Here is an 11,931-nt window from a genome sequence, read left to right on the forward strand (position 1 = left end):
AAACCCGACTTGGTTTATAGCCAAACTTGATTCGCCGAAAATATCGGTTTTTCCCCATCTCATTACTTCACAACAAAAAGGCCGTCTGAAAACCAAACTCCGGTTTTCAGACGACCTCAATCATTCCAAAATTTCAACCAACCTTATTTCAACGCTTCCAGCAGCTTCCCGTGAATTCCGCCGAAACCGCCGTTGCTCATGACCAAAATATGGTCGCCTGCTTCGGCATTTTTCACGATTTCGGCAACAAAGGCATCGAAGTCTTTACCGACATGCAGCTTGCCACCTAAAGGTGCGAGTGCTTCGGCGACGTCCCAGTCCAAGCCGCCGGCGTAGCAGAACACTTGGTCGGCATCGTTTAAGCTTTCGGGCAGGGCGGCTTTCATGGTGCCGAGCTTCATGGTATTGGAACGCGGCTCAAGGACGGCAAAGATGCGTGCGTTACCGACGCGCTGACGTAAGCCTTCGATGGTGGTTTCGATGGCGGTCGGGTGGTGGGCGAAGTCATCGTAAACAGTGATGCCGTTCACCGTGCCTTTGATTTCCATACGGCGTTTGACGTTTTTAAATGCACTCAAAGCTTCGCAGGCCGTCTGAATATCGACGCCGGCATGACGTGCAGCGGAGATAACGGCGAGTGCGTTCATGCGGTTGTGTTCGCCCATCAGTTCCCAAGCGACGTGTCCGACCGTTTCGCCGTGATGGCGTACGTCAAACGAGCCGTCGGTATGGACGGTACCAACCTGCCAGCCTTGTTCGGTACCGAATTTTTCTACGGGCGTCCAGCAGCCTTTGTCCAAAGTATCTTGCAGGCTTTGCTGCTGGCCGTTGCAGACAATGAGGCCTTCAGACGGCACGGTGCGTACCAAATGATGGAATTGGGTTTGAATGGCGCCCAAATCGGCAAAAATGTCGGCGTGATCAAATTCCAGATTGTTCAAAATGGCGGTACGCGGACGGTAATGTACGAATTTGGAGCGTTTGTCAAAAAAGGCGGTATCGTATTCGTCGGCTTCGATAACGAAGAATGGCGATTTTGAGTTAGGGTCTTGTCGCGGAGTTTGCGGCAGACGGGCGGAAACGCTGAAGTTTTCCGGTACGCCACCAATCAGGAAGCCCGGAGCGAGACCGGCATATTCCAAGACCCAGGCGAGCATGGAGGCGGTAGTCGTTTTGCCGTGTGTGCCGGCTACACCGAGTACCCAATGATGGTGTAATACGTTTTCAGCAAGCCATTGCGGGCCGGAAATATAAGGCAGGCCTTTGTTCAGAATGGCTTCAATCACATCCATGCCACGTTTGGCAACATTACCGATAACGTAAATATCGGCTTTAAATTTGTCCAATTGAGCGGCATCAAAGCCTTCGTGTACATCAATGCCCAAGGCTTCGAGCTGGGTACTCATCGGCGGATACATCTTCGCGTCGCAACCGCTGACTTTAAAACCTGCTTCTTTGGCAATAGCCGCTACGCCGCCCATAAATGTGCCGCCGATACCGATAATGTGGATGTGTTTCATGATAAGGCTGTCTTTGGATAAATTAATTTTAAAGCCGTCATTATAACGGAGTTTGGATAAAGGGGTCGTCTGAAAAGTTAGGCAACAATAAGAATAGGAAAAAAATACGAGGAATTTGATTTTAAAAGGAGGGCATTGAGGTTTTGCAAGTATGGGATTGGGTAAGCACTACTTTGGAAAGAGTTATTTGATACGGTAAAGTCGTTCACGAAGGTCAGGTGAAGCATTGCCTCGAACTCCTCCATGCTTGATGGCGTGAGGTTTTCGGTAACCGGTTTATTTGGATAGACTTTAGAAAATGGATGGTTGTTGTTATTAAAATAATGCCGTCTGAGAAATAAGTCTTGATTAAAACAAGTCATGACTTTTTTCAGACGGCATTTGTATTCTGTGTTTTGAGATTTCTATTAAAGCGCTGCTTCTGAGCGTTCACCGGTACGGATACGGATGGCTTCTTCAACAGGATAAATGAAGATTTTACCGTCACCGATTTTGCCGGAATGTGCGGTTTCCAAGATGGCATCAACAGCTTGATCGACTTTATCGTCAGCCAATACCAATTCGATTTTCACTTTAGGCAGAAAATCGACTGCGTATTCCGCGCCGCGATAAATTTCCGTGTGGCCTTTTTGGCGGCCGAAACCTTTGACTTCGCTGACAGTCATGCCGGTAATGCCGATTTCAGTCAGGATTTCGCGTACATCGTCGAGTTTGAAAGGTTTGATAATAGCTTCGATTTTTTTCATATTGAGTCTCCTTATTTGCGAAAAGGCCGTCTGAAACATTCAGACGGCCTTTGTTCCATCAAGTTCGTTCAAATTTTATTTGAGTGAACTTATTTCTTTTTCTGAGCAGGCAGGTCGGTACATACGCCCAATGCCACTTCAGCAGCCATACCGATGGATTCGCCCAGGGTTGGGTGTGGGTGGATGGTTTTACCGATATCGGCTGCATCACAGCCCATTTCAATCGCCAAGCAGACTTCACCGATCATATCGCCGCCGTTAGGACCGACGATACCGCCACCGATGATGCGGCCGGTTTCAGCATCAAAAATCAGCTTGGTAAAACCATTGTCGCAACCGTTGGCAATTGCACGGCCGGAAGCAGCCCATGGGAAGTTGGCTTTGGTAATTTTGCGGCCGGAAGCTTTGGCAGACAACTCGGTTTCGCCCACCCATGCCACTTCAGGAGAAGTGTAGGCAACGCCCGGAATAACGCGCGCGTCAAAGTAGGCTTTGTGGCCGGCACAGTTTTCAGCGGCAACGTGGCCTTCGTGAACGGCTTTGTGTGCCAACATCGGTTGACCGACGATATCGCCGATAGCGTAGATGTGCGGCACGTTTGTACGCATTTGTTTGTCCACTTCGATGAAGCCACGGTCAGTTACGGCAACACCGGCTTTTTCTGCGCTGATGAGTTTGCCATTTGGCGCACGACCGGCAGCTACGAGTACGGCATCGTAGCGTTGTGGCTCTTTCGGCGCGTTTGCACCTTCGAAGGTAACGTAAACGCCGTCTTCTTTAGGCTCGACAGCAACAGTTTTGGTGTTGATCATGATGTTGTCAAAACGGTATTCGTTTTGTTTTTGCCATACTTTAACCAAGTCGCGGTCTGCGCCTTGCATCAGGCCGTCCATCATTTCAACCACATCCAGGCGAGAACCCAGAGTGCTGTAAACTGTACCCATTTCGAGACCGATAATACCGCCGCCGATGATCAACAGTTTGCCCGGTACTTCTTTCAGAGCCAAAGCGCCGCTGGAATCGATGATGCGTGGATCTTCAGGGATGAAAGGCAGTTTGGTTACGCGGCTGCCTGCTGCAATGATACAGTTTTTGAAGGCAACGATTTTTTTCTCGCCGGTAGGTGTAGCTTGTTCGTACACTTCGCTGGTCGTCAGCGAAACTTCCAAGTGGTGCGGGTCTAAGAATTGGCCGTCACCTTGGATAATGTCTACTTTGCGGCCTTTCGCCATACCGGCCAAACCGGTAGTCAAGCGGGAAACCACGCCGTCTTTGTAGCCGCGCAGCATGTCGATATCGAGTTCAGGCTCAGGGTATTTGATACCGTTGGCAGCCAAGTGGCGTACTTCATCGATAACGGCAGCATTGTGCAACAGAGCTTTTGAAGGGATACAGCCGACGTTCAAGCAAACGCCGCCCAAAGTTTTGTAACGTTCAACGATGGCAACTTTCAGGCCTTCGTCAGCAGCGGCAAATGCAGCAGAATAACCGCCAGGGCCGCCACCCAATACGACTACGTCGTATTCGGCATCGGCAGAGCCGCCGAATTGAGCAGCTTGAGGGGCAGGAGCGGCTGCTTTAGGTGCTTCTTGTGCAGGAGCAGTAGGCGCTTCGGCTTTAGGAGCAGCAGCTGCACCTTCGGCCTCAACGACAACAATCAAACCGCCTTCAGAGATTTTGTCGCCCACTTTAACTTTAACTTCTTTGACTACGCCTGTAACTTCGGCAGGTACGTCCATAGTCGCTTTATCGGTTTCCAAAGTAATCAGGGTATCGTCCACAGCAATGGTATCGCCCACATTTACTTCAACCGCAATAATATCTACATTTTCGTGACCGCCAATGTCGGGCACTTTCAATTCAACTAAGCTCATGTCTAATCTTTCTGAATGATGTTCGGACTTCTTTTTTCAGACGGCCTTTCTATACAGGCCGTCTGAAAATGCTCGGATTACAGGGTAATGCGGCGGAAGTCTTTCAACAGGTTAGCCAGGAATACGGTGAAGCGCATACCGGCGGCACCGTCGATGACGCGGTGGTCGAAGGACAGGCTCAATGGGCACATCAGGCGAGGAGCGAATTCTTTGCTGTTCCAAACCGGTTTGATTTGGGATTTGCACACGCCCAAGATAGCAACTTCAGGAGCATTCACGATTGGCGTAAAGCCTGTACCGCCGATACCGCCCAAGCTGGAAATGGTAAAGCATGCGCCTTGCATTTCTTGTGGCTTGAGCTTGCCTTCGCGGGCTTTTTTAGACAATTCGGTCAGCTCTTGGCTGATTTGTTTCAAGCCTTTTTGATCCACATCTTTGATGACTGGAACAACCAAGCCGTTTGGTGTGTCGGCTGCAAAACCGATGTTGAAGTAGTTTTTCAGCACCAGGTTGTCGCCATCCAGAGAGGCGTTGAATTCAGGGAAGGCTTTCAGCGCAGCAACAGAGGCTTTAATGATGAAGGCCAATGGAGACAGTTTCACGCCTTCGCGTTCCCATTCTTTGTTCAGTTGTTTGCGGAATTCTTCCAATTCGGTCATGTCCGCTTCTTCGTGTACGGTAACGTGAGGAATCACAACCCAGTTGCGAGACAGGTTTTGACCGGAGATTTTCTTAATGCGAGACAGTTCTTTAACTTCGACGCTGCCGAATTTTGAGAAGTCAACTTTAGGCCATGGCAACAAGTCCAGACCACCGCCCAAAGAGGCAGCTGCAGGTTTGCCAGCACCGCTTTGCATAACGGATTTAACGAAGGCTTTAACGTCTTCGCCCATGATACGGCCTTTCAGACCGGTACCTTTGACTTGGCCCAAATCTACGCCCAATTCGCGCGCCAGTTTACGTGCAGAAGGACCTGCATGGGCTTTGGCAAATGCAGCTTCGTCGATTTTGGCAGCAGCAGGTGCAGGCGCAGCGGCTGGTGCAGCAGGAGCTGGTGCAGCAGGAGCCGGAGCGGCAGCAGGTGCAGGTGCAGCGGCTTGAGCGGCAGGAGCAGGGACTGCTGCGGCAGAGCCGGCAGTTTCTACTTCGATAATGGCAGAGCCTTCGGATACTTTGTCGCCAACTTTCAGGAATACGGCTTTAACCACACCGGCTTCGGTACATGGTACGTCCATAGTAGCTTTGTCGGTTTCCAACGTAATCAGGGTGTCGTCAACGGCAACAGTGTCGCCAACTTTAATTTCAACGGCAATAACGTCTACGTCAGAGTGGCCGCCGATATCAGGTACAACAACTTGTACAGTAGCACCACCGGCAGGAGCAGCTGCAGGCGCAGCAGCTGGAGCAGCAGGAGCTTCTGCTGCAGGGGTCGGAGCGGCATCAGCAGCGGCAGCACCGGTTTCAACGGTCAGAATAACGCCGCCTTCAGAGATTTTATCGCCCACTTTAACTTTAACTTCTTTCACGACGCCGGCTGCATCAGCAGGTACGTCCATAGTGGCTTTGTCGGTTTCCAAAGTAATCAGGGTGTCGTCAACGGCAATAGTGTCGCCTACTTTAACTTCTACGGCGATGATGTCGACGTTTTCATGACCGCCGATATCAGGGACTTTGATTTCTACGATACTCATTTGAGTTCCTTTAATATTTTCAGTTTGATGCCGTCTGAAAAACTGTTTCACACGGCATCGGTACAGTTTGTTCAAACCATTCAAGCATTTGGTTTTCAGACGGCCTAATGTTAACAGGCCGTCTGAAACATCAATTAGCGTTTCCAGCTAGGAGCTGCATCGGCTTTAATACCATATTTTTCAATGGCTTGTTGAACGGTTTCTTTGCTGACTTTGCCCTGTTCGGCCAGAGCGCTCAATGCAGCAACGGCAACGTTGTAGCGGTCAACTTCGAAGAAGCTGCGCAGGTTGGCACGGCTGTCGGAACGACCGAAGCCATCGGTACCCAAGACGTGGTAGTCGTTAGGGATGTAGGCACGGATACGGTCAGCATAGCTGCGGATGTAGTCGGTAGCGGCAATAACCGGACCGTCATGACCTTGCAGTTGAGAAGTAACAAACGGTACTTTTGCAGTTTCCAATGGGTTCAGACGATTGAAGCGTTCCACTTCGATGGCATCGCGGTGCAGCTGGTTGAATGATGGGCAAGACCAGATGTCTGCTTCTACGCCGAAGTCGGCTTTCAACAATTCGGCACCGGCAATGACTTCTTGCAGGATGGTACCGGAACCCATCAATTGGACTTTTTTATCGCCTTTGCCGCCGGCTTTCAGCAAGTACATACCTTTCAGGATGTCTTGTTCTACGCCTTCAGGCATGTCCGGATGGGTATAGTTTTCATTCATCAGGGTGATGTAGTAGAACACGTCTTCGTGGTTAACATACATACGGCGCAAGCCATCGTGTACGATAACGGCTACTTCATATTGGAATGTCGGATCGTAAGTTACACAGTTTGGAATCAAATCTGCTTGAATGTGGCTGTGGCCGTCTTCATGTTGCAAACCTTCGCCATTCAGTGTTGTACGGCCGGCTGTACCACCCAGCAGGAAACCGCGTGCATGCATATCGCCTGCTGCCCATGCCAAGTCGCCGACGCGTTGGAAACCGAACATAGAGTAGTAGATGTAGAAAGGAATCATGGCAAAGTCGTTGTTTGCGTAGCTGGTCGCAGCAGCAATCCAGTCAGCCATAGCACCTGGTTCGTTAATACCTTCTTGCAAGATTTGACCGTCAACAGATTCTTTATAGAACATCAGTTGGTCTTTATCTTGAGGAGTGTATTGTTGGCCTTTAGGGTTCCAAATACCGTATTGACGGAACATACCTTCCATACCGAACGTACGGCTTTCATCTGGAACGATAGGCACCACGCGTTTGCCGATTTTTTTGTCTTTCAACAAAGTAGACAGGATGCGGACGAAAGCCATGGTGGTTGAGAATTCACGGTCACCGCTGGATTTCAGTTGAGTCTCAAATGCTGACAGTTCAGGCACTTCCAGAACTTCTTGGGTAGGTTTGCGTTGAGGCAGGTAGCCACCCAAAGCTTCACGGCGTGCATGCAGGTATTTGTATTCTTCGCTGTCGGGAGCAAAAGTCAGGTAAGGCAGGTTGCCACTGTCGATTTGCTCGTCGGTAACAGGAATGTCAAAGCGATCACGGAATTGTTTCAGAGAAGCTTTGTCCATTTTCTTGGCTTGGTGAGCAACGTTTTGACCTTCGCCGGATGCACCCATGCCGTAACCTTTAATGGTTTTAGCCAAAATGACAGTAGGTTTGCCGTCGGCGTGGTTCACTGCGCGGTCGTAAGCGTTGTACACTTTTTGAGGGTCGTGACCACCGCGGTTCAATGCCCAAATTTGTTCATCAGTCATATCGGCGACCAATGCTTTCAGTTCAGGCGTATTGAAGAAGTGTTCGCGAACGTATGCACCGTCTTTGGATTTGTAAGTTTGGTAGTCACCGTCCAGGCACTCTTCCATACGTTTGCGCAGGATGCCATCTTTGTCTTTTGCCAAGAGGCGGTCCCAACGACGACCCCAGATGACTTTCACAACATTCCAGCCGGCGCCGGCAAAGTTGCCTTCCAGCTCTTGAATGATTTTGCCGTTACCGCGTACTGGACCGTCCAAACGTTGCAGGTTACAGTTGATGACGAATACCAGGTTATCCAAGCCTTCGCGTGAAGCCAGAGCAATAGCACCTTGGCTTTCAGGTTCATCCATTTCGCCGTCGCCACAGAATACCCATACTTTACGGCCTTTGGTTTTAGCTAGGCCGCGAGATTCCAAGTATTTCAGGAAACGGGCTTGGTAAATCGCCATCAATGGGCCAAGACCCATAGATACGGTTGGGAATTGCCAGAAGTCAGGCAACAGGTGAGGGTGAGGATAGGAAGGCAGACCATGACCGGCAACTTCTTGACGGAAGTTGTTCAATTGGTCTTCAGTCAGACGGCCTTCAACGAAAGCGCGTGCGTAGATACCAGGGGCAACGTGGCCTTGGAAGAATACCAAATCGCCTTCTTCGCCTTCACCTTTAGCTTTCCAGAAGTGGTTGAAGCCGACTTCGTACATAGTGGCGGCTGATTGGAAAGATGCAATGTGTCCACCCAATTCCAAATCTTTTTTACCTGCGCGCAAAACGATAGCGGCAGCGTTCCAACGAACGAATGCACGGATACGGTGTTCGATGTTTTGGTCGCCAGGGATGCCTTTTTCGTCTTCAACGGAAACGGTGTTCAAGTATGGAGTAGTGGTGCCATGGGGCATACGGATGCCTTTGTCACGGCTGTATTTGACCAAACTTTCCAGCAGATACTGGGCGCGTTCGCTGCCTTCATATTCTAAAACAGAGCTTAACGCGTCTAACCATTCTTTGGTTTCAATTGGGTCAACATCGTGTAATTGGGTGGACATAATATCTATCCTTGTGTTGAGTGTTTTTCAATGACGGAGTATTACTCCGATATTTTCGTTTGTGAACATATATGAGTTAAAAACGAAAATTCCTAGAGTCAAATTCGAAAAAGTCTTAATTACTGAAATGTTTTCAATACGTTATAACCGTTGATGAAAAATCAGAAAGAATAGAACTTTTTGCGAACCGGCCAACCTGCAAATGCTATCAGTAATTGGGCAAACTGGCAAATCATGCTGTAGATATTGATAGGATGTAAAGGTTAAAATAAGATTTTTTAAAAGAGTTATGGAGCTTGTTTTTAAATCGGGATATTGAGGGGATACAGTAAAAAAGCATCAGATATTTGAGTAAATGGATTCGAATACGAAAAATATTTTTCAAATTTCGTTTTAAATTGAAAGTTTATATTGGATTTAGGGTTTGAAAGAGAAAATTTAGATTATCTGATTCTTTACAAAGAGAATAGGCCGTCTGAAGACTTTAAAGAGATTAAGAGGAAATGGGATTTGAAGATGATAATTATTTAGGAAGAGTAAATGAAAAAATGACATGTACAGGCTTTTAGTTTAGCTCTGAACATGTCATTTATGTAGGAAGTTAGAATTTCAGACGGCCTTTAAACTGCAGAGGATTTTTGGGCAAATTGCTTCCATTGAGCTAAAAGCTCTTTGAGAACATCTTGCTGCTCATGTCCATGTTGGATGGCTTCTTGCAGCCAAAAACATGCGTTATTGATGTCTTTCTCTACACCTAGGCCGTGGTAATAGAGACAGGCAAGATTATATTGGGCCATTGTATCCCTTTGTTTGGCTGCAGCTTCAAACCATTTTGCAGCTTGGGCATAGTCGACAGGTACACCTTGTCCACTGTAATACATCATGCCAAGATTGGTTTGGGATTTGCTGTGTCCATGTTCTGCGGATTGATGGTATAGATCCAGTGCTTCAGCGTAATTTTGTTGACGTTTTAAGCCATAGTGCGCTGCAAATGCCAGTTTGTATAGGCGCTCGGCCTCTTGACGTTGGAGGGCGATTTCTTTGGTTAACTCATAGTTTTGCTGGTTATTCAACGCACTGTCAGATAGAAGTTTTTGGTAAGCGACAAGATTGCCTAAGTCGGCTGCGCGTTGATAATACTGACGGGCGGTGTTTGCATCAACTGCTCGTCCCAATCCGTAGCGATGGATATCTCCCAAAAGGCGCAAGCCTTCCGGATCATTTTGGTCCGCAGCAGACTTGGCGTGTTGATAGGCTTTTTGAGGGTTTCGCTCGGTGTTTTTTCCCAAAAGATAGATTTCGGCAAGTGCTACATGCGCATTGCTGTCACCTTGTGCGGCAGCTTTTTCAAACCATTCCAATGCTTCAGCAGGATTTGATGCGACTAAGAGTTCTGCAAGAGAAGTTTGCGCCGGAACAATGTCGTAATTGGCGGCAATGCGTAAATGTTCGATTGCTTTTTCAGGATTTTGTGCGACACCTTGACCCAATTTATATTGAAGACCAAGTTGCCAGTGTGCTGCAATAAACCCCTGTGCGGCAGATTGCTGGTAGAGTTTATGGGAGTATTCTAAATCAGGGGTGCTTGAGTATTGGTAGTGTTGGGCTAAGAAATATTGCGCCTGAGGGTTTTGTTGCTCGGCAGCTTTCAATGCCCATTTGACTGCTTCTTGGTCATTGCCGCTATCCGCATATAAACGCATCAGGCGCAGCTGGGCCGGGACCAAGTCTTCTTTGGCAAGTTCTTGATAGGCTGAAATAAGCGTTTCTACTTCTGCGCCGTTATTTTCTTGTAATTGGAGAAGATTGTAGCGGGCATAGGGATGACCGGCTCTTGCCGCTTGTTTTAAATATTCAACTGCAATTGCTAAATCTTGTTCGTTTTCTTGGTTTTCGAACAGGCATCCTGCCAGCTGAAATGCAGCCTCAACATGCCCGGCTTCTGCTGCTTCGCAGAGCAATGGGATGGCTCGTGCAAAGTCAGGTGGGTCTTGAGTGATTAATTTTTCTGCTAGCAGAAAAGATTCTTCATATTGTTGAGCATTCATCGGTTTGCTTTTATATTTTGTGAAGGATTAGGAATAAAATAATCGGCCGACAGGGTGCGGCCGTTATGATTTTGTAATTTTGAGGTTATTTACAAAAACAGGCAACCGTATTTGTACTTTTATACTTAGAATAATGGAATAATTTTTTTTATGCTGCATAAATACAACAGAAGGATATGATAAAGTGGGTTGAGAAAATACTTCTGCTGTTTATTCAGTTTAAATTATTTATCATCCGGTTTTTTACGCCACAAAACAAGTAATTTGCCAATATGTTGCACCAGTTGAGCACCCAGTGTTTCACACAGGGCATCACAAATTTCAATACGTTCAGCACGATCATCGCCAAAAACACGGACTTTAATCAATTCGTGTGCTGTCAATGCGGCGTCGGTTTCTTTAATGACGGAGTCGGTCAAACCTTGTTGGCCAACAATAACAACGGGATGAAGGTGGTGTGCTTGGGCTTTCAAGGCCAAAATTTCTTTGGTGCTTAGTTTGTTGTCGCTCATTTTGATAAGTATCCAATTAAAAAGAATAATGGCTATATTGTACGCGATTTAGAACATTTACGGGGGAAATAACGTACAATGCTGATTTCAACTTAAGCATTTCAAATCAAGATGGCTGTACGCTCAAAATCTTCAAAAGCATGGCTGCATGAGCACGTCAACGATCATTATGTCCATATGGCACAAAAAGACGGATATCGTGCCAGAGCGGCTTATAAATTATTGGAAATCAATCAAAAAGATAAATTAATCAAGCCGGGTACGGTTTTGGCGGATTTGGGCAGCGCGCCGGGAAGTTGGTCACAGGTAGCGGCCAAGCTGGTCGGTAAAACAGGGGCAGTGTTTGCTTTGGATATTTTGCCGATGGATGCTATTGAAGGCGTGTCGTTTATTCAGGGCGACTTTAGGGAAGATGCTGTTTTGGAACAGTTTGAAGCCTTATTGGATAATCGTCCGTTAGACCTTGTAATCTGTGATATGGCACCCAATATGTCAGGCAATGCCGTAACAGACCAGGCACGCAGTTTTTATTTGTGTGAACTGGCTTTGGATTTTGCCTCCCAACATTTGAAAACCGGAGGCAGTTTTCTAGTGAAGGTGTTTCAAGGCGCGGGTTATCAAGAGTATACGGCGGCTATGCGTGAAATTTTTGCCAGTGTACAAACTCGAAAGCCGGATGCTTCCCGCAATCGTTCCAGTGAGATTTACCTATTAGGTAAAAATAAACGCTGACAATGTAGGG

The 11,931-nt window shown here is 47.6% G+C and carries 8 protein-coding genes; 1 reads left to right on the plus strand and 7 read right to left on the minus strand.

Annotated elements, in window-relative coordinates; genetic code table 11:
• Positions 1 to 143 precede the first annotated feature (143 nt).
• The 7 genes from mpl to yhbY all read right to left on the minus strand — a co-directional run bounded on the left by mpl (position 144) and on the right by yhbY (position 11,189).
• A complete protein-coding gene (gene mpl, locus HMPREF2952_RS09275) occupies positions 144 to 1,520 on the minus strand; it encodes a UDP-N-acetylmuramate:L-alanyl-gamma-D-glutamyl-meso-diaminopimelate ligase (protein ID WP_070695585.1) in 1,377 nt (458 codons plus the stop codon).
• Positions 1,521 to 1,927: 407 nt separating this feature from the next.
• Positions 1,928 to 2,266, minus strand: coding sequence for a P-II family nitrogen regulator (locus HMPREF2952_RS09280; protein ID WP_003683576.1), 339 nt, complete (start codon positions 2,264 to 2,266; stop codon positions 1,928 to 1,930).
• An 89-nt stretch (positions 2,267 to 2,355) separates the two neighbouring features.
• On the minus strand, positions 2,356 to 4,140 hold the full coding sequence (gene lpdA, locus HMPREF2952_RS09285) for a dihydrolipoyl dehydrogenase (RefSeq protein WP_070695586.1): 1,785 nt from the start codon (positions 4,138 to 4,140) through the stop codon (positions 2,356 to 2,358).
• A gap of 77 nt (positions 4,141 to 4,217) precedes the next feature.
• Positions 4,218 to 5,831 (minus strand): dihydrolipoyllysine-residue acetyltransferase, encoded by a 1,614-nt coding sequence (aceF, locus tag HMPREF2952_RS09290; protein WP_070695587.1) that lies wholly within the window; start codon positions 5,829 to 5,831, stop codon positions 4,218 to 4,220.
• A gap of 134 nt (positions 5,832 to 5,965) precedes the next feature.
• Positions 5,966 to 8,629: a pyruvate dehydrogenase (acetyl-transferring), homodimeric type gene (gene aceE, locus HMPREF2952_RS09295; RefSeq protein ID WP_004520617.1), complete on the minus strand. Its 2,664-nt coding sequence runs from the start codon at positions 8,627 to 8,629 to the stop codon at positions 5,966 to 5,968.
• Positions 8,630 to 9,249: 620 nt separating this feature from the next.
• Positions 9,250 to 10,677 carry a tetratricopeptide repeat protein gene (locus tag HMPREF2952_RS09300; protein WP_004520615.1) on the minus strand — a complete coding sequence of 476 codons (1,428 nt, stop codon included), beginning with the start codon at positions 10,675 to 10,677 and terminating at the stop codon, positions 9,250 to 9,252.
• A 224-nt stretch (positions 10,678 to 10,901) separates the two neighbouring features.
• On the minus strand, positions 10,902 to 11,189 hold the full coding sequence (gene yhbY, locus HMPREF2952_RS09305; protein ID WP_004520614.1) for a ribosome assembly RNA-binding protein YhbY: 288 nt from the start codon (positions 11,187 to 11,189) through the stop codon (positions 10,902 to 10,904).
• A gap of 111 nt (positions 11,190 to 11,300) precedes the next feature.
• On the opposite strand from yhbY, the gene HMPREF2952_RS09310 reads away from it, so the two are divergent.
• Positions 11,301 to 11,921, plus strand: coding sequence for an RlmE family RNA methyltransferase (locus tag HMPREF2952_RS09310; protein ID WP_004520613.1), 621 nt, complete (start codon positions 11,301 to 11,303; stop codon positions 11,919 to 11,921).
• Positions 11,922 to 11,931 lie beyond the last annotated feature (10 nt).

Origin of the sequence: Neisseria sp. HMSC068C12 (assembly GCF_001814095.1) — a bacterium.
Taxonomy (GTDB): domain Bacteria; phylum Pseudomonadota; class Gammaproteobacteria; order Burkholderiales; family Neisseriaceae; genus Neisseria; species Neisseria perflava.